Genomic DNA, 20,277 nt, shown 5'->3' with positions numbered 1-20,277 from the left:
TTCGGCGCAGCGGTCACCAACCGCGTGAGCGCATCATCCGGTCCGCTCAACCAGAGGTCGGCAGCGTGGCGGCGAAGTCGTAGACGACCGCGGCGGCCAGGGCGGCGAGCAGGAATCGCGTGAAGTCGCCGAGGGTCACGAGCCGGGGGAAGGTGTCCGTCCGGCCCCTGAGAATCAGCGTGCCTACCACCATCTCGACGCCGACGGCAAGCGACAAGGCCAGTGCCAACGGGAGCGGCCGGTCGGCCCAGAGCTGGGGCTGCAGTGTGACCAGGCAGACGGCGGGTGTCAGCAGCCAGAGGTAGCGCCGCGGGAACCGGATTCCGGCGCCCACCGCGACGCCGGCGGCCGGCCACCACACGGTGAAAGATCCGGCCGTGGGCCGCGTTGCAGCGACAGCCAGCCCAGCAAAAGGATCGCCAGCAGCGACGCGGCGATGAACGCCGCGATGGGGACGGCGCGCCGCGAAGTATCCGGCGGCTACGCACCCCCGTTCACGCGCATGCGATAACTACCACTACGTTCCTTGGAGCGGGCGACGGGAATCGAACCCGCGTAGCTAGTTTGGAAGACTAGGGCTCTACCATTGAGCTACGCCCGCATGTACAGCAAGACCAGATCGTACCGGCGGCAGCCAAATCAAATCCAATTGAAGGCTTAGCGTGTCCAGCCCGTAGTATCTCGCGTGGTCGTTCCGTGTTTTTGCGGAACGATCCGCGCGGACGCAGCACGCGAGCGTCAACGCGACGAGCAGGACACGGGGTGTAGCGCAGCTTGGTAGCGCATCCGCTTTGGGAGCGGAAGGCCGCAGGTTCAAATCCTGTCACCCCGACTGCGACATCGACCGACCAGAACAACGAGGAGCAGATCGTGAAGAGCACCGTCGAGAAGTTGAGCCCCACCCGGGTTCGCATCAACGTGGAGGTGCCCTTCACTGAGCTCGAACCCGACTTCGACCGTGCGTTCGCGCAGTTGGCCAAGCAGGTCCGGCTGCCCGGCTTCCGTCCCGGCAAGGCGCCGCGCAAGCTGCTCGAGGCGCGCGTCGGCCGCGAGGCGATGCTCGACCAGGTCGTCAGTGACGCCCTGCCCGGCCGCTACAGCGAGGCGGTGACGAGCTCCGAGGTGCAGCCGTTGGGCCAGCCCGACATCGAAATCACCAACAAGGAGTACGGCCAGGACCTCACGTTCACGGCCGAGGTCGACATCCGCCCCGAGATCGAGCTTCCCGACCTGTCGACGCTGACGGTGACCGTCGACCCCATCGAGGTCACCGACGAAGAGGTCGACGCCGAGCTGCAATCCCTGCGCGCCCGCTTCGGAACGCTCAAGGGTGTCGAGCGCGCCGCCGAGAACGGCGACTTCGTCTCCATCGACCTGTCGGCGACCGTGGACGGCAAGGAACTGCCCGACGCGGCCACCGAGGGCCTGTCCCACGAGGTCGGCTCCGGCCAGCTGATCGACGGTCTCGACGAGGCGATCGTCGGCCTCAAGGAGGGGGAGACCCGCGTCTTCACCACCAAGCTGGCCGCTGGCGAGCATGCCGGCGAGGACGCTCAGGTGACCGTCACCGTGAAGTCGGTCAAGGAGCGCGAGCTGCCCGAGCCCGACGACGAATTCGCCCAACTGGCAAGCGAATTCGACACCATCGAGGAGCTGAAGGAGTCGCTCGTCGAGCAGGTGCGCCGCACCAAGCGCGTCCAGCAGGCCGAGCAGATCCGCGACAAGGTGCTCGAGACGCTGCTCGAGCAGGTCGAGGTGCCGCTGCCGGAGAAGGTGGTGCAGGCCCAGATCGACGACGCGCTGCACAACGCGATCCACGGGCTCGACCACGACGAGGAACGCCTCGCCGAGGCCCTCGAGGCACAGGGCTCCAGCCGCGAGGAGTTCGACGCCGACAACCGCAGCAATGCGGAAAAGGCGGTCAAGACGCAGCTGCTTGTCGACGCGATCGCCGACAAGCTCGACGTCCAGGTCGGCCAGAACGACATCACCGAGCGCCTGATGCTGATGTCGCAGCAGTACGGCCTGCAGCCGCAGCAGCTGATCCAGTCGCTGCAGCAGAACAATCAGCTGCCCGCGCTGTTCGCCGACGTGCGTCGCGGGCTGGCGCTCGCCGCGGTCGTCGAGGGCGCCAACGTCACCGACTCCGACGGCAACGTGATCGACACCACGGAGTTCTTCGGCCGCGCCGAGGCGCAGACCGAGGAAGCTGCCGACGAGGCCTCGGAGACCGCCGAGCCCGAAGCTGACGAGGAGTCGGCCGACGCGAAGTGACGCTGTGAGCGAACGCGGCCCGTCTAGGGACTGCACGCCTGCGCGGGTTGGTTAGTGTCGGTGAGTATCAAGCTCTTGAAGAAAGCAGGTATCCAGTCGTGACCCACATGCGTGGCGCCTCGCAAGGCCTCAACCTTGTCGACTCGGTCTATGAGCGGTTGCTGGCGGAGCGGATCATCTTCCTGGGCTCACAGGTCGATGACGACATCGCCAACAAGCTCTGCGCGCAGATTCTGCTGCTGTCGGCCGAGGATCCCACCAAGGACATCCACCTCTACATCAACTCGCCCGGCGGCTCGATCAGCGCCGGTATGGCGGTCTACGACACCATGGTGTTGGCGCCGTGCGACATCGCCACCTACGCCATGGGCATGGCCGCCTCGATGGGCGAGTTCCTGCTCGCCGCGGGTACCAAGGGCAAGCGCTACGCGCTGCCGCACGCCCGCATCCTGATGCACCAGCCGCTGGGCGGGGTGACCGGCAGCGCGGCCGACATCGCCATCCAGGCCGAGCAGTTCACGGTGATCAAGAAGGAGATGTTCCGGCTGAACGCCGAGTTCACCGGGCAGCCGATCGAGCGGATCGAAGCGGACTCCGACCGCGACCGCTGGTTCACCGCGCAGGAGGCCCTCGAGTACGGCTTCGTCGACCACATCATCACCAGCGCGAGCGTCAACGGCTCAGGACCAGGAGCAGGACTAGACAAATGACCGATCACATCCATCCGTCCTTGGACGCCCGCGTGCAGCCCCAGGCCCGCTACATCCTGCCGTCGTTCATCGAGCACTCCAGCTTCGGCGTCAAGGAGTCCAACCCGTACAACAAGCTCTTCGAGGAACGCATCATCTTCCTCGGCGTGCAGGTCGACGACGCGTCGGCGAACGACATCATGGCGCAGCTGCTGGTGCTCGAGTCGCTCGATCCCGACCGCGACATCACGATGTACATCAACTCGCCCGGCGGCTCGTTCACCTCGCTGATGGCGATCTACGACACCATGCAGTACGTGCGCGCCGACATCCAGACGGTGTGCCTCGGGCAGGCCGCCTCGGCCGCCGCGGTGTTGCTGGCGGCGGGTACGCCCGGTAAGCGCATGGCGCTGCCGAACGCCCGCGTGCTGATCCACCAGCCCGCGCTCGCCGGCGTCATCCAGGGTCAGTTCTCCGACCTGGAGATCCAGGCCAAGGAGATCGAGCGGATGCGCACGCTGATGGAGGTGACGCTGGCCCATCACACCGGCCGGACGCCCGAGCAGATCCGCAAGGACACCGACCGCGACAAGATCCTGACCGCCGATGAGGCCAAGGAGTACGGCGTCATCGACACCGTCCTGGAGTACCGCAAGCTGTCGGCACAGACCGCCTGATCACGGTTCCCGAACCACGCAAAACGGGGTCTGCGACCTCGTCCGGCGTGGCACGCTGTCTGCACGCCAGGGGACGGTAGGGGAGGACTGCGATGACGGTGGGGTTGCGAGCACGCTCGGTGGTGGCGACGTTGGCGGCGACGGCCGCGGTCTGGAGTCTCGCTGCCATCGCCTCACCCGCGATCGGCGACGCCCAAGAACCGGCTTGTCCGGCGGGCACGTACTGGGACATGTACACCGATCAATGCGTCCCCAATGACGTCAATGTGTATCTGAACCCCGCGCCGGTGGTGGGCCCCGCTGGCCCCGTCGGTGTCGGAGGAGTGGTGGGCCCCGCCGGACCAGGACCCGTCGGGCCAGGGCCGGCTGGGCCGGGACCGGCCGGGCCCGGACCCGCAGGACCCGGCCGCCGATAGATCGACGGAGTCGACCGGCGCCGTGCACGGCGCCGGAATACGGGTACTTTGGGTGCCGACGGCCTCTCGGTCCGGTCACGGCGACGACACGCCAGAGACACGGCGGCGCGTTCGCTGGGGTCCGAGGGTGATCAGACGATATGTTGGCGCGAACACAGATGAATACCACTGGCGCGATTCGGCTTTATCGGTCGCCTCGCGCGGGAACAAACGGGTAGCGTCGGGTGAACCACCCGAGGCAACCACAGAAAAGAAGCTTCACCGGCTGCGAGGAAAGTAGGACCCCACCACCATGGCGCGCATTGGAGACGGCGGTGACCTGCTGAAGTGCTCGTTCTGCGGCAAGAGTCAAAAGCAGGTTAAGAAGCTCATTGCGGGTCCGGGCGTCTATATCTGCGACGAGTGCATCGATCTCTGCAACGAGATCATCGAGGAGGAACTCGCCGACGCAGACGACGTAAAACTCGACGAACTGCCCAAGCCGGCCGAAATCCGCGAATTCCTCGAGGGTTACGTCATCGGGCAGGACGCCGCCAAGCGCACCCTCGCGGTTGCGGTCTACAACCACTACAAGCGAATTCAGGCGGGGGAGAAGACCCGCGATTCGCGTTCCGAACCCGTCGAACTGGCCAAGTCCAACATCCTGATGCTCGGGCCGACCGGATGCGGTAAGACCTATCTGGCGCAGACGTTGGCCAAGATGCTCAACGTCCCGTTCGCCATCGCCGACGCCACCGCGCTGACCGAAGCCGGATACGTGGGCGAGGACGTCGAGAACATTCTGCTCAAGCTGATTCAGGCGGCCGACTACGACGTCAAGCGCGCCGAGACCGGCATCATCTACATCGACGAGGTCGACAAGATCGCCCGCAAGAGCGAGAACCCGTCGATCACCCGCGACGTCTCCGGTGAGGGTGTCCAGCAGGCTTTGCTGAAGATCCTGGAGGGCACGCAGGCGTCGGTACCCCCGCAGGGCGGTCGCAAGCACCCCCACCAGGAGTTCATCCAGATCGACACCACCAACGTGTTGTTCATCGTCGCGGGCGCGTTCGCGGGTCTGGAGAAGATCGTCTCCGACCGTGTCGGCAAGCGCGGACTGGGCTTCGGCGCCGAGGTGCACTCGAAGGCCGAGATCGACACCCAGGACCACTTCGCCGAGGTCATGCCCGAAGACCTGATCAAGTTCGGGCTGATCCCGGAGTTCATCGGCCGCCTGCCCGTCGTGGCGTCGGTGACCAACCTGGACAAGGACTCGCTCGTGCAGATCCTGTCCAAGCCGAAGAACGCGTTGGTGAAGCAGTACACCCGCCTGTTCGAGATGGACGGCGTGGAACTCGAGTTCACCGACGAGGCGTTGGAGGCGATCGCCGACCAGGCCATCCACCGCGGCACCGGCGCTCGTGGTCTGCGCGCCATCATGGAGGAAGTCCTGCTGCCGGTGATGTACGACATCCCGAGCCGCGACGACGTCGCCAAGGTGGTCGTCACCAAGGAGACCGTCCAGGACAACGTGCTGCCGACCATCGTGCCGCGCAAGCCGTCGCGGCCGGAGCGCCGCGACAAGTCCGCTTAACGACGATCAAGCGGCGAGGAACGAGCCGCACTCGTGTGTCCTCCGATTGGGGGACAACGGATTCCACCCGGTAATCGTCCGATCCGCCGAGGATTTCGCGCGCCGACGCTGTGAACATCGTCGGCATGACTTCGGTTACAGCGGTTACCCCTGCGCCCTCGTCGCTGCGACGCATCTCGATCGCCAGCTATGTCGGCTCAGCCATCGAGTTCTACGACTTCTTCATCTACGGCACTGCGGCAGCGCTGGTGTTCCCGACGGTGTTCTTCCCCAACCTGGGCCATGTGATGGCGACGACGGCCGCGCTGGGCGCCTTCGCCGCGGCATTCCTTGCCCGCCCGGTGGGCGCGGCGGTGTTCGGCCATTTCGGCGACCGGATCGGCCGCAAGCAGACGCTGGTGATGACGCTGCTGCTGATGGGTATCGCGACCGTCGGCGTCGGCCTGATCCCGAGCACCGCGTCGATCGGCATCGCCGCACCGCTGCTGCTCATCACCATGCGGCTGATCCAGGGCTTCGCGGTCGGCGGCGAGTGGGCCGGGGCGGTGCTGCTCAGCGCCGAGAACGCGCCCGCGCACCGGCGTGGGTTCTACGGCATGTTCACCCAGCTCGGCCTCGGCACCGCGGTGGTGTTGGCCAACGTGGTGTTCCTGCTGGTGCACTTCGGCTTCGGCTCGTACAACGACGCGTTCCTGCAGTGGGGATGGCGCATCCCGTTCCTGCTGTCGGCGGTGCTCATCGCGACGGCGCTCTACATCCGGCTGCGCGTGGAGGACTCCCCGGCGCTCGACGAGGAGCCCGTCGAGCCGGCCACCCCGATCGCGGCGCTGCTGCGACGCCAGGGCCGCCAGATGCTGCTGGCGTCGGGCGTCGCGGTGTGTGCCCCGATGCTCGTCTTCCAGGCCAGCACGTTCTTCACGCACTACGCCGCGGACCACCTGGACTACTCGACGAACCTGGTGCTGCTCGTCGGCGTGATCGGCGGACTGTGTCAGGTGCTGGTCGTGATCGCGGCGGCGACGCTCAGCGACACCTACGGCCGCAAGCGCGTCGTCACCGTTGGCTTCGCGATCGCGGTGCCGTGGTCGTTCGTGCTGTTTCCGTTGGTGCAGAACGGAAACCGGCTGGTGTTCGGCGTGGCGATCGTGGCGACCTACGCGCTGATCGGAGTGTGCATGGGGCCGCTGGCGGCGTTCCTGCCGGAGATCTTCGCGCCGCAGTACCGCTACACCGGGGCCGCGCTGGCGCATACGTTCGGCGCCGTCATCGGCGGTGCGCTGCCGCCCGTGGTCTCCCCGACGCTGCTCAACTCGTACGGCGGGTGGGCCGTCGCGGTGATGATGGGTGCGCTCGCGGCGGTCAGCCTGATCTGCACCGTCAAGCTGCCGGAGACCGCAGGATCGCGGATTTAGGGCCTCAGCGGACGATGCGATCGGGCCGGGTGTAGACGTTCATCGACTCGCCCCGCAGGAAGGCCACCAGCGTGAGCCCGGACGCCGCGGCCAGATCGGCGGCCAGCGACGACGGCGCCGACACCGCGGCCAGCACCGGGATGCCCGCCATCACCGCCTTCTGCGTCAGTTCGAACGATGCGCGCCCGCTGACCAGCAGCACGGTTCCGGTCAGCGGGACGCGGTTCTGCTCCACCGCCCAGCCGATGACCTTGTCGACGGCGTTGTGGCGGCCGATGTCCTCACGGACGACGAGCGTGGCGCCGTCGCTGTCGAACAGGGCCGCGCCGTGCAGCCCGCCGGTGCTGGCGAACACCTTCTGGGCCTTGCGCAGCCTGGCCGGCAGCGCCGCCAGCGTCTCGGCGGAGACGGTCGACGGGTCGTCACCGGGCGCATGCTGGCTGCTCAGCTGCACGGCCTCGAGCGACGCCTTTCCGCACACCCCGCACGAGGACGTGGTGTAGAAGTTGCGGGTCACATCGGTATCGGGCATTGCGACGCCCAGCGCCAGCGTCACGTCGAGCACGTTGTAGGTGTTGAGCTGGTCGGCGCCCGTCCCTTTGCAGTAGCGCGCCGCCACGACGTCGTCACGCCCTCCGATCACACCCTCGGTGAGCAGGAAACCCTGAGCCAGTTCGACGTCGGAGCCCGGCGTGCGCATCGTCACCGTGACGGCGGCGCCGTTGACCCGGATCTCCAGCGGTTCCTCGACGGCGAGGGTCTCCGGCCGCGCCACCGCGGCGTCCATGGTCACGTGCTGTACCCGCCGCCTGGCTGTGACCCGACCCATGACACCCACCCTAGGGCGAACGGTCGTAGATAACGTTTCCGTGCTGTTCATCACGACGCCAGCTCACGAAGCGGCGTCGGCGTCCTCCGGACGGCACAATGTATGCGTGCCCAACGAACTGCAACCGCACCGCCGCACGCCGGTCTGGCGTGACCCGCTGTCGGCCGGCTTCCTCGCGCACCGCAACCTGCTGCTCCTGCGTCTGCGCTGGCACCAGCGGCGCGCCGAGACGTCGGCAGATACCGGCTGACAACGCGACGACCAGCGCCGAGACGGTGCTAGCTAGCGGCTACTGAGCGGTAACCATTTCCTTAGAATTATTGTCTCGCGGACGTGACGAACAACACAGTTTTGTCTCACGCGAGGCATCAACACATCGGCTGAGCTGTACGTTCGACTCCCTGCCGGCGGCACGCCGCGGGCGAGTCCGGTGAAGGGCTGCCTAAGAGAAGTGCAATAATCGGTACTGGCAGTGACATCAAAACTTTGGTGGACGTCCACCGTCGGCGCGTCGACTCGACAGTGACTCGGAGGACATCCCCACGCAGCGTGGAAGGCAGGCCTCGTGGCAGCGAACGACAACGCGGTCAGTCCGGGGAGTGCGGGTCCTCGACAGAAGCTCGAGAAGGTCGTCATCCGTTTCGCCGGCGACTCCGGCGACGGTATGCAGCTCACCGGTGACCGGTTCACCTCCGAAGCCGCGCTGTTCGGCAATGACCTTGCCACGCAACCGAATTACCCCGCCGAGATCCGCGCGCCGCAGGGCACGCTGCCCGGTGTGTCGTCGTTCCAGATCCAGATCGCCGACTACGACATCCTCACTGCAGGCGACCGCCCCGACGTGCTCGTCGCGATGAACCCGGCGGCGCTCAAGGCCAACGTCTCGGATCTGCCTCGCGGCGGTCTCATCATCGCCAACTCCGACGAGTTCACCAAGCGCAACCTCGCCAAGGTCGGCTACGAGGCCAACCCGCTGGAGACCGAGGAGCTGTCCGACTACGTCGTGCAGGCCGTCCCGATGACGACGCTCACCCTCGGTGCGGTCGAGTCGATCGGCGCCTCGAAGAAGGACGGCCAGCGTGCGAAGAACATGTTCGCGCTCGGCCTGCTGTCGTGGATGTACGGCCGCGAACTCAAGCACAGCGAGGCGTTCATCCGCGAGAAGTTCGCGCGCAAGCCCGATGTCGCCGAGGCCAACGTGCTCGCGCTCAAGGCCGGTTGGAACTACGGCGAGACCACCGAGGCCTTCGCCAGCACCTACGAGGTTGCCCCCGCCAAGCTCAAATCCGGTGAGTACCGCCAGATCTCGGGTAACACCGCGCTGGCCTACGGCCTCGTCACGGCAGGTCAACTCGCCGACCTTCAGGTCGTACTCGGCACTTACCCGATCACCCCGGCGTCGGACATCCTGCACGAGCTGTCCAAGCACAAGAACTTCAATGTGCTGACCTTCCAGGCCGAGGACGAGATCGCCGGCATCGGCGCGGCCATCGGCGCCTCCTACGGCGGTGCCCTCGGTGTCACCAGCACCTCGGGCCCGGGTATCTCGCTGAAGTCCGAGGCCATCGGCCTGGCCGTGATGACCGAACTGCCGCTGATCGTCATCGACGTGCAGCGCGGCGGGCCGTCGACGGGCCTGCCGACCAAGACCGAGCAGGCCGACCTCCTGCAGGTGATGTACGGCCGCAACGGTGAGTCGCCGGTTGCGGTGCTCGCGCCCCGTTCGCCGTCGGACTGCTTCGACGTCGCCGTGGAGGCCGCCCGCATCGCGGTCAGCTACCACACGCCGGTGGTGATCCTGTCCGACGGCGCGATCGCGAACGGCTCTGAGCCGTGGCGGATTCCGGACGTCAGCAGCTATCCGGCCATCGAGCACACCTTCGCCAAGTCCGGCGAGCCGTTCCAGCCGTATGCCCGCGATCCCGAGACCCTGGCGCGCCAGTTCGCGATTCCCGGTACGCCCGGCCTCGAGCACCGGATCGGCGGACTGGAGGCGGCCAACGGCTCCGGCAACATCTCCTACGAGCCGAAGAACCACGACCTGATGGTCCGGCTGCGCCAGGCCAAGATCGACGGCATCACCGTGCCGGATCTCGAGGTCGACGATCCGGCCGGCGACGCGGAGCTGCTGATGCTGGGCTGGGGTTCGAGCTTCGGGCCGATCGGTGAGGCGTGCCGCCGGGCGCGCCGCAAGGGCATCAAGGTCGCCCAGGCGCACCTGCGCAACCTCAACCCGTTCCCGGCCAACCTCGGCGAGGTGCTGCGGCGGTATCCGACGGTCGTGTGCCCGGAGATGAACCTGGGCCAACTCGCCCTGCTGCTGCGGGGCAAGTACCTGGTCGACGTCCAGTCGGTGACCAAGGTCGAAGGCATGGCCTTCCTGGCCGACGAGGTCGAGGGCATCATCGATGCGGCACTGGACGGAACGCTCGGTGAAAAGGAAAGTGACAAAGCGAAGTTCGCACGACTGGCGGCGGCCACCGTCGAGGTCGGAGTGAGCGGTGTGGGAGCGAACGCATGACCGATTTGATCGGAGCAGATCTCGGGTTGACCGCGGGCACCAGCCTGGTGCCGACGACCGATCAGCCGCAGAAGTCGAAGGACTTCACCAGCGACCAGGAGGTCCGCTGGTGCCCCGGTTGCGGTGACTACGTCATCCTCAACACCATCCGCAACTTCCTGCCGGAACTGGGGTTGCGCCGCGAGAACATCGCGTTCGTCAGCGGCATCGGCTGCTCGAGCCGTTTCCCGTACTACTTGGAGACCTACGGGTTCCACTCGATCCACGGCCGCGCGCCGACGATCGCCACCGGCCTGGCGCTCGCGCGCGAGGACCTGTCGGTGTGGGTCGTCACCGGTGACGGCGATGCGCTGTCCATCGGCGGCAACCACCTGATCCACGCGCTGCGCCGCAACATCAACATCACGATCCTGCTCTTCAACAACCGGATCTACGGGCTGACCAAGGGGCAGTACTCCCCGACGTCGGAGGTCGGCAAGGTCACCAAGTCGACCCCGATGGGTTCGTTGGACTACCCGTTCAACCCGGTGTCGCTGGCCCTCGGTGCCGACGCCACGTTCGTCGGCCGGGCCCTGGACTCCGACCGCAAGGGGCTCTCCGAGGTGCTGCGCGCTGCCGCCGCACACCGCGGCGCGGCACTGGTCGAGATCCTGCAGGACTGCCCGATCTTCAACGACGGCTCCTTCGACGCCCTGCGTAAGGAGGGGGCCGAGGAGCGGCTGATCAGCCTCACCCACGGCGAACCCGTCACGTTCGGTGCCGACGGTGAGTACTGCGTGGTGAAGTCCGGCTACGGGCTGGAGATCGCCAAGACCGCCGATGTGTCGGCCGACGAGATCGTCATCCACGACGCGAACCTCGAGGACCCGGCCTACGCGTTCGCGCTGTCGCGGCTGTCGGACCAGAACCTCGAGCACATGGTGATGGGCATCTTCCGTCGGGTGAGCAAGCCGACCTACGACGACGCCGCCCGCCAGCAGGTCGCCGCGGCCCGTTCCGAGAAGGCGCACGACACGGCGGCGCTTCAGTCGCTGCTTCGGGGCAAAGACACCTGGACTGTCGACTAACGTCTCGGTCATGACGACCACCGTTCCGTTGGCCGGAATCATCCTGGCGGGCGGGGCTTCCCGCCGCATGGGCCGCGACAAGGCCACGCTGCCGTACGAAGGCACCACGCTCGTGGAGCGGATGGTGAGCATCCTCAAGCCGCGGTGCGCGCCTCTGTACGTCATCGCCGCGCCGGGGCAGGCACTGCCCGCGCTCGACGCCGAGATTCTGCGCGACGAGGTTCGCGGCGTGGGTCCGCTGCTGGCGACCGGTCGAGGGTTACGGGCGGCCGCCGAGGCCGGATCGGAACTAGCGTTCGTCGCCGCGGTGGACATGCCATTGCTGACGACCGATCTGATCGACGAACTGGCCGGGCCCGCCGTCCGGCTCCACGCCGACGTCGTGCTGCCCTGGGACGGTCGCGACCATTACCTCGCCGGGGTCTACCGCACGGCGCTGGCCGGCCGCGTCGCCGGACTGGTGGCTGCGGGCGAGCGCAGCATGCGCGCGCTGGTCGACCGGGTCGACACTCAGCGGATCGTGATGCCCGAGCAGCGGGCGCTGACGAACGTCAACACCGCCGCCGACCTCGCGTCGATTCGCGACGTGCAAATCGCCTAGCAAATTCTCTTCAGAATTACCTTCAATTCGCGTTACTGCAGCTCGAATTCGTGCCACCGAATTTCTCCGCTGAATTACCGTGATATACCGCACCGAATTGTGAATATCTCGCCACCGGCGATAGGCGCAGCGCCGGGAAACCAGATCGTGAATGCGCCTGGGTGACAGGGGCTTTCGCCGACGGCGCCCGGCGGTGGTGAACGAATTCGGCCTTCCTGTGGCGCTTTACGGCGCTTGGTCCCGACTGAATGCGGCGCTCGCGACTGGTCCGATTGGGGTGCGGGGCGTCCTACGCCCCGATCCGCGGGATTGCGATGCTGACGCGAGGTTGCGGCGCCCCTCGGTGACGGCGAAAGATCCGCTCGCCGAACGGATTTGCCGGGCAGGGCGTGGCCGCCGTCCGCGACACTTACCGATGTGTTTCGCGTGAATAGTTGACGCGCAGAAGATTTGAGCGACCGGTCCCGGCCTCAAATGAGCGAAGGCGTCGAGCGTGAAGGGGACCGTTTGCGTAGTACCGAGCCAACTTCGGCACCGACGCCGCGGTTTCGCCGATCCGAGGCCGTCGCCGCGCCGGGCACCCGTGTTCCAGTTCACAAATAGGCCGTGAGATGGCTCACGGATACCGCCGGAGAGGTTTAATTTGATCTCTCCGTCAAACACGCGAATGACCTGGGATAACGAAAGGCGATCCCGGTCGTGATCGTTCCGTTATCTGCCCGCGACACGCCTTCGCCCGATATGACTTCGGCGGAGCCTCTTTTGTACGGTCCAAACCGGCTCTACCGGAGCAAATAATTTCAAAAACCACGAACCTGCGTGTGAGTGGGGTTGTAGGAGGCGAGGCCTCCGGCGGCCGCCGGCGCTGACGCCCGGCGAGGCACTTCTGGCCTCCCGCTGTCGCACCCGACCGAGACGGTGCGGCCCAAATCCGGCCTGTTCGACAGGCATGCCCATCCCGTGCGCTTCGGCGCGGGTGTGTAGTGGCGCGCGCGTGGCGAAAGGATAGAAGTTGAAGAACATCCGCAAGACATTCGGCCTGGCGACCTTTGCCGGTGCGCTCGCGTTGGCGCCCATGGCACTGGCTACCGGCACTGCCAATGCGGACAGCGTGGACTGGGACGCCGTCGCGGCGTGCGAGTCGGGTGGCAACTGGTCCATCAACACCGGTAACGGCTACTACGGCGGCCTGCAGTTCACCCAGAGCACCTGGCGTGCCAACGGCGGCAGCGGCTCGCCGCACAACGCCAGCCGGGAAGAGCAGATCCGCGTCGCGGAGAACGTGCTGCAGTCGCAGGGCATCGGCGCATGGCCGGTGTGTGGCGGTCGCGGCTAAACCCCGTATTTCGTCTTTACAAGAGGCGGTGCCGGATGACTCCGGCACCGCCTCTTCTTTCTCAGAGGGCTCTTACGCCAATTAAGTAACGAATAAAACTTTTGACCCTCGCGTAACACGTGACGTTCATCACCCGACACACCGGATGACCGCAGCGGAGATCGAGGGGTTCTCGGATGCGGGCCTTGTGAAAAACGGTCGGGGAAGGACCGCAGAGATGAACGTTCGTACCGCAGTTATCAAGGGCATGTGGGCCGCGGCGATCTCCGGAGCGCTCGCGATGGTGCCGATGGCCCTGTCCGACGCCTCGCTGGCCACCGCCAACGCCGATTCGGTGAACTGGGATGCCATCGCCGAATGCGAATCCGGCGGCAACTGGGCGACCAACACCGGCAACGGCCACTACGGCGGCCTGCAGTTCAAGCCGGCCACCTGGGCCTCCAACGGCGGTGTCGGCAACCCGGCGACCGCCTCGCGCGCCGAGCAGATCCGCGTCGCCGAGAACGTCCTGCGCACGCAGGGCCTGAAGGCGTGGCCGAAGTGTGGGCCCCGCGGCGCCACGCCCGCGGTGTGGACCACGCCCTCGGCGCCCTCCGCTCCTGCGCGGACGGTGCCTGCCTCGGCCACGGGTTGCGCCTCGATGCCGTCCAGCGGGCTGTTCGGCTTCGTCAACCCGCGTCAGATGTGCACGGCGCTGCTGAACCCGATCGGCACGCTCAGCGGAGCACGCTGAACTCGTTGCCCTGCGGGTCGATGAGGCCGTCAGGGGCCGAGTCGACGCTCCATCGCCACCGGTTGGGAACGACGCGCTCGTCGTCGACGCGGACGAACTTCCAGATGAGGTCCTCCCACCCGGCCGACCGATAGAGCCACCGCGGCGTCCCGTCGGGGCCGTCGCGCACCTCGGCTCCCACCCGGGCGGCCCACCACGTGGCGAGCTCCTCGGGCCGGGCGCTGTCCGTGCAGATCGCGAACACCCGCGCCGGCGGGTCCGCGTCGCCCTGATCGTCGGGAAAGGCGCAGAACTCATTGCCCTCGATGTCCGCGAGCGTCGCCCACCCGGTGTGCTCGGCGATGATGCGGGCGCCGAGGTCAGTCAGCGTCTTGGTGTCGCGAACATAGAGATCGAGATGGACGCGGTTCTTCACCGTCTTCGGACGGTCCTGCGGCCGGAAGACCAGCAGCCGGCGCGCAGCCTCGCTGCCGAGGACCGCGGCCCAGAAGGCGGACATCGCATGCGGGTCGGCGGACTCGACGACCAGCGGACCCAGGCGCACGCTCACGCCGTGGACAGGTCGCGGTCGGTGGGCGGCCGGAATGCCGAGCGCGCGGCCACGGCGGCCAGGTGGCGGGCCACCAACGCGTCGGGTCCCAGCACCGTCGCGCGGCTGGCCAGTGCGCTGAGCGCGGGCGGCAGGTTCATGACGCGGCCGATGAACCGCGATTCGCGCACCAGTGAGCGGACCCGCGGCCGGCGGAAGGCGACGAACCGCGCGAACGCCGCGGAGATGTCGTCGTCGCCGTCGGAGAACCTGGCCAGGATCGCGGCGTCCTCCAGCCCCTGGCAGCCGCCCTGCCCGAGGTGGGGGCGCATCGGGTGGGCGGCGTCGCCGACGGTCACCACCGGGCCGCGCGACCACTGACGTGCCTCGTCGCGGTCGTAGAGGTCGTTGCGCAACACGTCGGCGGGATCGGTGGTGGCCAGGATCTCGGGAACGGGCTGCGCCCAGGACGCGAACCGCTGCCGCAGGTACGCCAGTTCGCCCTGCGGCGCGCTCGTCGCCTCGGGCACCCGCTCGGTGGCGAACCAGTACGTGTCCTGCTCGCCCATCGGGACGTGACCGAACTCGACCGCGGGACCGAGCGTTTCACCCGCGAGCTCGGGTTCGAGCCGGCAATGCGCCACCCCGCGCCACGCGGTGTAGCCGACGTAGGTGTTGCGCAGAGGTCCATTGAGATGGCGCGCGACCATCGAGTGGGTGCCGTCGGCGCCGACGACGGCCTCGGCGTCCAGCACCGTGGAGTCGGCCAGCCTGACCCGGACGCCGTCGGCGGTCACCGCGAGCGCCTCGGCCGCCACGCCGGCACGCACGGTGCCGTCGGCGAGCGCGGAGGCCAGGATCGACGTCAACGCCGAACGGCGGATGACCACGAGAGGTTCGCCCAGGGACGTGACGATGAGTTGCGCTTCGGGACGTCGCAGCCAGCTGCCGTCGCGCCAGCGCGCGGCGCCCGCGGTGATCCGGCCGCCGGCCTGACGCACAGGGTCGCCGAGGCCGATGTCGTCGAGCGCGGCCAACGCGTTGGGCCAGATGCTGATCCCGGCCCCCGACGACGTGTCGGTGCGCTCCTCGACCAGGGTGATGTCGTGTCCGCGTTGTTGCAGCGCGACGGCGGTCGCCAGTCCGGCGATGCCCGCTCCGATCACAACGATCCGCTTTGGCATGCACCGAAACTAGCGCGCGGGGGGCGTCGGATTACAGGTCGAAGATCAACAGCGTGCTGCTCGCGGTGGCCACGACGGCGCCGGAGCCGTCGGTCACCACACCTTCGGCGAAGCCGACCCGTGACCCGGCCTTGACCACGGTTCCGGTCGCGGTGAGCACGCCGCTGTCGAGGCGAACCGCCTTGAGGTAGTTCACCTTGATTTCCACCGACGTGTAGCCCTTGCCCTGCGGCAGGGTGCTGTGCACCGCGCAGCCGGTCACCGAGTCGAGAAGGGTGCAGATCAGCCCGCCGTGAATCGCGCCGATCGGGTTGTATGCGGATTCGTCCGGCACACAGGTGAATTCGACACGGCCCGGCTCGACTCCCGCGATGTCGAACTGCATCAGCCCGCCGATCGGCGCGGGCGGCAGCTCGCCCTCGGCCATTGCGCGCAGGTAGTCGATACCCGCCATCGACAGGCCCTTGGCGGTGCCCGGACCGGGGGAGTGCCAGGTCACGGTGCGCGAACGCTGCGGGCCCCAGTCCTCGCGGCCGGGTGCCTTCTCCAGTTCGAGGGTCATCGGATTTCCTTCGATCGGCTCAGGAGGTGAGCGGGGGATACCGGCGTTGCCGGTCGGGGTCGGACTCGGAGACGGCGTGGGCCTGACCCCAGACCAGCAGTGCGTCGAGAACGGGTAACAACGCCCGACCGGAGTCAGTCAGCCGGTATTCATGGCGCGCCGGGGCGTCCCGGTAGCGCGACCGTGCGACCACCCCAGCCTGCTCCAGCGCCCTCAGCCTCGCGGCGATGCGGTCGCGCGGCGCGCCCGTGCCACGCACGATGTCACTGAAACGCGTTGTTCCCAGCGCGATTTCACGGACCACCAGCAGCGCCCAACGTTCGCCGACCAGCTCGAGGGCGGCCGCGATGGGACAGGGGCGGCCGGGCAGCTCCGCCAACGGCACGGTGGCGATCGTCGACATCGCACCATCATGCCGCGCCATGGTTTGAAAATCAAACTCACTCGCGTCTCGACGCAGGAAGGCAGCCGGTTCGTGTGCTACGAACGGGGCATGACCGCGACGGCCCCCCACACCGCCTCGTATCGCGCACCGTTCGACGACCTCGACGAGTACGTCGGGCTGCCCCGTGTCTCGGGATTGGCACTGTCGCCGGACGGCACGCGGCTGGTGACCACCATCGCCGAACTCAACGACAAGAGAACCGAATACGTCACCGCGGTGTGGGAGCTCGATCCCGCCGGCGTGCAGCCGGCGCGCCGCTTGACGCGCGGGACCACGGGAGAGTCGGCGCCCGTGTTCGCGGCCGACGGCGACCTACTGTTCGTCGCCGCCCGCCCGAAGGGCGACGACGACAAGCCGCCCGCCGCGCTGTGGCGGCTCCCGGCCACCGGCGGGGAGGCGGCGCAGGTGCTGGCGTTGTCCGGCGGCGTCGAGGCGGTGCGCCCGGCCCGCGATGCCGATGTCGCGGTGGTGCGCTCACCACTGATGCCGTCGGCGCGGACGATCGAGGACGACCGTCGGCTCCGCGAGCTCCGCAAAGACAACAAGATCACCGCGATCCTGCACACCGGCTATCCGATCCGGCACTGGGACTCCGATCTCGGGCCCGGCGAACCGCACCTGCTCGGCGTCGACCTGACCGCCGATACCGCCCGCAGCGGAGACGTCCGCGACCTGACCGCCGCGCCCGGCGGTGCCCTGCGCGACTCCGACTACGACATCAGTTCCGACGGGGAGTTCTTGATCACCACGTGGCAACGGCCGGCACCGGGCGCGTCCCGGCATTCGGTGCTGATGCGGATCGACCTCGACAGCGGTGAGCGCACGGTGCTGGTCGACGATCCCGACGCAGACGTCTGGGGTCCGGCCATTTCGCCTGACGGGTCCGCGGTCGTGTACCTCCGCGAGACGTTCTCGACGCCCGACACTCCGCCACGAATCATGCTCAGCTGTATGCGGTTTGGTGCGGAACCCACGACGCTCGCGGCCGACTGGGACCGCTGGCCGGCCTCGGTGACATGGCTGCGCGACGGTTCGGCGGTGATCGTCACAGCCGACCAGGACGGGCGGGCACCGGTGTTCCGAATCGGCGTCGCCGACGGTGCGGTCACTCAGCTGACGTTCGACGACCACTGCTACTCCGATGTGGCCGCCGCGCCTGACGGTGCGCTGTTCGCCTTGCGCAGCTCCTACGCCGGGCCGCCGCACCCGGTGCGCATCGATCCGGACGGCGCGATCACCGAACTGCCCTGCGTCGAGGCGCCGCCGCTGCCGGGCACGCTGACCGAACTCGAGACGACGACCGACGACGGCACCCGGGTGCGCTCATGGGTGGTGCTGCCGGCGGGCGATGGCGAGGCGCCGCTGCTGCTGTGGATCCACGGCGGCCCGCTGAACAGCTGGAACGTGTGGTCGTGGCGATGGAATCCCTGGCTGCTGGCGGCCCGCGGGTATGCCGTGCTGCTGCCCGACCCCGGGCTCTCGACCGGGTACGGGCAGGACTTCGTCGCGCGCGGCTGGGGCGCATGGGGCGGAGCGCCGTTCGAGGACCTGATGGCCATCACCGACGCGGCCTGCGCACATCCGCGCATCGATGCCTCCCGCACGGCGGCGATGGGCGGCTCGTTCGGCGGCTACATGGCCAACTGGGTCGCCGGCCACACCGACAGGTTCGACGCGATCGTCACCCATGCCAGCCTCTGGGCGCTCGACCAGTTCGGCGCCACCACCGACTCGTCGTACTACTGGCTGCGTGAGATGACGCGCGACATGGCCGAACAGAACTCCCCGCACCGCCACGTCGGCCGGATCCGCACGCCGATGCTCGTGATCCACGGCGACAAGGACTACCGCGTCCCGATCGGCGAGGCGCTGCGGCTCTGGTACGAGTTGCTGACCCACTCGGGGCTGCCCGCCGACGCCGACGGTGACAGCCCGCACCGGTTTCTGTACTTCCCGTCGGAGAACCACTGGGTGCTCACACCGCAACACGCCAAGATCTGGTACCAGGTGGTGATCGGGTTCCTGGCCAGGCACGTGCTCGGTGAGGACGTCGAGGTGCCCGAGACGCTCGGGTAGCGTCGCGACCATGAGCGCACCGGAGCCGGGCGGCCGGCGAGATTCCACATCGCAACGGGAATTCGACATCGTCGTGTACGGGGCCACCGGGTTCGTCGGCAAACTCACCGCCGAATACCTGGCCAGAACGGCTCCGGAGGTCCGGATCGCGCTCGCCGGCCGATCTCACGACAAGCTGGTCGCGGTCCGAGACTCGTTGGGTGGCAAGGCCGCTTCGTGGCCGCTGATCACCGCGGACGCGTCACAACCGTCGACGTTGAACGCGATGGCCGCACAGACCCGCGTCGTGGTGACGACGGTCGGGCCCTACGCCCGCTACGGCCTGCCCCTCGTTGCGGCGTGCGCGGCGGCCGGCACCGACTACGCGGATCTGACCGGCGAACCGCTGTTCATGCGCGACAGCATCGACCAGTATCACGAGCAGGCCGCCGGTACCGGCGCGCGCATCGTGCACTCGTGTGGATTCGACTGCATCCCTTCCGATCTCACGGTCTTCGCCCTGCATCGGCGCGCACAGCAGGACGGCGCAGGCGAGCTCACCGACACCAACCTGGTGCTACGCGGGTTCAAGGGCGGCGTCTCGGGCGGCACCGCCGCTTCGCTGATCGAGGTCATGCGTGAGGCCGCAGGCAACCCCGAAGCCCGGCGGCTGATGAACGACCCCTACACGCTCAGTCAGGACCGGGCCAACGAACCCGAGTTCGGCGGTCAGCCTGACCTGCGGTGGCGCAGGGGCGCCGAGATCGCCCCGGAATTGCGCGGCTACTGGTTCGGACCCTTCGCGATGGCCGCGGTCAACACCCGAATCGTGCGGCGCAGCAACGAATTACTCGATCACGCCTACGGTCGCCGGTTCGAGTACGGCGAGCAGATGAGCATGGGGAAGTCGGCGCTCGCACCGGTCGCGTCGGCGTTGTCCGCGGCCGGCAACACCGCGACGATGGCGCTGGGAACGCGCTTCTTCCACCGGGTGCCCAACAAGCTCGTCGAGCGCGTGCTGCCGAAACCGGGCACCGGTCCGAGCGAACGCGTCCGGGAGAGCGGCTACTACGACGTCGAGACCTACGCCACGACCACCACGGGCGTCCGCTATCGCGCGGTCATGTCGCAGAAGGGCGATCCGGGTTACAAGGCGACGTCGGTATTGCTGGGGGAGAGCGCGCTGGCGCTGGCGCTGGACCGCGACCAGCTCTCCGACTTACGCGGCGTGCTGACACCGGCCGCGGCGATGGGCGATGCGTTGCTCACGAGGCTGCCTGCCGCGGGGGTGACGTTGACGACGGAGCGCCTGCAGGGGTAGCCCACGTCACAGCGGTCTCGGGGCGGAAACCGCCCTGTTCGGCCGCGTTTCGG

General features: G+C 67.8%; 19 protein-coding genes, 2 tRNA genes and 1 pseudogene. 15 read left to right on the top strand and 7 right to left on the bottom strand.

From position 1 onward, the window contains the following. Positions 1-46: 46 nt before the first annotated feature. Both A5752_RS27960 and A5752_RS10870 read right to left on the bottom strand, forming a co-directional pair. The gene (locus A5752_RS27960; RefSeq protein WP_067085040.1) at positions 47-361 is read right to left on the bottom strand and encodes a hypothetical protein; all 315 of its coding nucleotides are present in this window, start codon (positions 359-361) and stop codon (positions 47-49) included. Between the two features lie 166 nt (positions 362-527). Continuing rightward, positions 528-601, bottom strand: a tRNA-Gly gene (locus tag A5752_RS10870). A gap of 157 nt (positions 602-758) precedes the next feature. On the opposite strand from A5752_RS10870, the gene A5752_RS10865 reads away from it, so the two are divergent. The 7 genes from A5752_RS10865 to A5752_RS10840 all read left to right on the top strand — a co-directional run bounded on the left by A5752_RS10865 (position 759) and on the right by A5752_RS10840 (position 7,041). Further along, a tRNA-Pro gene (locus A5752_RS10865) sits at positions 759-832 on the top strand. A gap of 38 nt (positions 833-870) precedes the next feature. Then, complete coding sequence (tig, locus tag A5752_RS10860; RefSeq protein WP_067085039.1) at positions 871-2,274, top strand: trigger factor; 1,404 nt, start codon at positions 871-873, stop codon at positions 2,272-2,274. Between the two features lie 47 nt (positions 2,275-2,321). Beyond that, on the top strand, positions 2,322-2,984 hold the full coding sequence (locus A5752_RS10855; RefSeq protein ID WP_082950747.1) for an ATP-dependent Clp protease proteolytic subunit: 663 nt from the start codon (positions 2,322-2,324) through the stop codon (positions 2,982-2,984). Continuing rightward, complete coding sequence (locus A5752_RS10850; protein ID WP_067085036.1) at positions 2,981-3,640, top strand: ATP-dependent Clp protease proteolytic subunit; 660 nt, start codon at positions 2,981-2,983, stop codon at positions 3,638-3,640. Before A5752_RS10855 ends, A5752_RS10850 begins: the two co-directional genes overlap by 4 nt. A 92-nt stretch (positions 3,641-3,732) precedes the next feature. Then, entirely contained in the window at positions 3,733-4,056 is a 324-nt protein-coding gene (locus A5752_RS27735; protein WP_197500592.1) for a hypothetical protein, read from the top strand. Between the two features lie 292 nt (positions 4,057-4,348). Then, positions 4,349-5,629: an ATP-dependent Clp protease ATP-binding subunit ClpX gene (gene clpX, locus A5752_RS10845; protein ID WP_067085034.1), complete on the top strand. Its 1,281-nt coding sequence runs from the start codon at positions 4,349-4,351 to the stop codon at positions 5,627-5,629. 125 nt (positions 5,630-5,754) lie between these two features. Then, positions 5,755-7,041: an MFS transporter gene (locus A5752_RS10840; protein ID WP_082963838.1), complete on the top strand. Its 1,287-nt coding sequence runs from the start codon at positions 5,755-5,757 to the stop codon at positions 7,039-7,041. A 4-nt stretch (positions 7,042-7,045) separates the two neighbouring features. On the opposite strand, the gene fdhD is transcribed toward A5752_RS10840, so the two are convergent. Further along, on the bottom strand, positions 7,046-7,870 hold the full coding sequence (gene fdhD, locus A5752_RS10835; RefSeq protein WP_067085032.1) for a formate dehydrogenase accessory sulfurtransferase FdhD: 825 nt from the start codon (positions 7,868-7,870) through the stop codon (positions 7,046-7,048). A gap of 106 nt (positions 7,871-7,976) precedes the next feature. On the opposite strand from fdhD, the gene A5752_RS10830 reads away from it, so the two are divergent. From A5752_RS10830 to A5752_RS10805, 6 genes and pseudogenes are all read left to right on the top strand, one after another. Continuing rightward, positions 7,977-8,120, top strand: a complete 144-nt coding sequence (locus tag A5752_RS10830; RefSeq protein WP_156613767.1) for a hypothetical protein — start codon at positions 7,977-7,979, stop codon at positions 8,118-8,120. A gap of 315 nt (positions 8,121-8,435) precedes the next feature. Then, positions 8,436-10,391, top strand: a complete 1,956-nt coding sequence (locus A5752_RS10825) for a 2-oxoacid:acceptor oxidoreductase subunit alpha (protein ID WP_067085029.1) — start codon at positions 8,436-8,438, stop codon at positions 10,389-10,391. Next, positions 10,388-11,458 (top strand): 2-oxoacid:ferredoxin oxidoreductase subunit beta, encoded by a 1,071-nt coding sequence (locus tag A5752_RS10820; RefSeq protein WP_067085028.1) that lies wholly within the window; start codon positions 10,388-10,390, stop codon positions 11,456-11,458. Before A5752_RS10825 ends, A5752_RS10820 begins: the two co-directional genes overlap by 4 nt. Positions 11,459-11,468: 10 nt before the next feature. Then, positions 11,469-12,059 (top strand): molybdenum cofactor guanylyltransferase, encoded by a 591-nt coding sequence (gene mobA / locus A5752_RS10815; protein WP_082963834.1) that lies wholly within the window; start codon positions 11,469-11,471, stop codon positions 12,057-12,059. Between the two features lie 1,102 nt (positions 12,060-13,161). Next, positions 13,162-13,395 (top strand): annotated as a pseudogene (locus tag A5752_RS10810) (transglycosylase family protein); the annotation flags it as partial. Between the two features lie 217 nt (positions 13,396-13,612). After that, entirely contained in the window at positions 13,613-14,128 is a 516-nt protein-coding gene (locus A5752_RS10805) for a transglycosylase family protein (RefSeq protein ID WP_067085097.1), read from the top strand. Here A5752_RS10805 and A5752_RS10800 read toward each other — a convergent pair. Genes A5752_RS10800 through A5752_RS10785 form a run of 4 tightly spaced genes read right to left on the bottom strand, consistent with a single transcriptional unit; the run spans position 14,112 to position 16,827 of the window. Next, positions 14,112-14,678, bottom strand: a complete 567-nt coding sequence (locus A5752_RS10800; protein WP_067085024.1) for a VOC family protein — start codon at positions 14,676-14,678, stop codon at positions 14,112-14,114. The two genes, A5752_RS10805 and A5752_RS10800, sit on opposite strands and share 17 nt — an antisense overlap. Next, complete coding sequence (locus tag A5752_RS10795; protein WP_067085023.1) at positions 14,675-15,841, bottom strand: FAD-dependent oxidoreductase; 1,167 nt, start codon at positions 15,839-15,841, stop codon at positions 14,675-14,677. The genes A5752_RS10800 and A5752_RS10795 overlap by 4 nt, the downstream gene beginning before the upstream one ends. A 31-nt stretch (positions 15,842-15,872) precedes the next feature. Continuing rightward, the gene (locus A5752_RS10790; protein WP_067085021.1) at positions 15,873-16,403 is read right to left on the bottom strand and encodes a PaaI family thioesterase; all 531 of its coding nucleotides are present in this window, start codon (positions 16,401-16,403) and stop codon (positions 15,873-15,875) included. A 19-nt stretch (positions 16,404-16,422) separates the two neighbouring features. Continuing rightward, positions 16,423-16,827 carry a winged helix-turn-helix transcriptional regulator gene (locus A5752_RS10785; protein ID WP_231983379.1) on the bottom strand — a complete coding sequence of 135 codons (405 nt, stop codon included), beginning with the start codon at positions 16,825-16,827 and terminating at the stop codon, positions 16,423-16,425. 69 nt (positions 16,828-16,896) lie between these two features. Between A5752_RS10785 and A5752_RS10780 the strand changes: the two genes are divergently transcribed. Both A5752_RS10780 and A5752_RS10775 read left to right on the top strand, forming a co-directional pair. Continuing rightward, positions 16,897-18,924, top strand: coding sequence for a S9 family peptidase (locus A5752_RS10780; RefSeq protein ID WP_067085094.1), 2,028 nt, complete (start codon positions 16,897-16,899; stop codon positions 18,922-18,924). A gap of 10 nt (positions 18,925-18,934) precedes the next feature. Continuing rightward, positions 18,935-20,224 carry a saccharopine dehydrogenase family protein gene (locus A5752_RS10775; RefSeq protein ID WP_067085020.1) on the top strand — a complete coding sequence of 430 codons (1,290 nt, stop codon included), beginning with the start codon at positions 18,935-18,937 and terminating at the stop codon, positions 20,222-20,224. Positions 20,225-20,277: the final 53 nt, after the last annotated feature.

Source organism: Mycobacterium sp. 852002-51961_SCH5331710, assembly GCF_001665535.1.
In the GTDB taxonomy this organism is placed as follows: Bacteria; Actinomycetota; Actinomycetes; order Mycobacteriales; family Mycobacteriaceae; genus Mycobacterium.
Note: the sequence above shows the minus strand (reverse complement) of the source record. Positions and strands in the feature narration are given on the sequence as shown.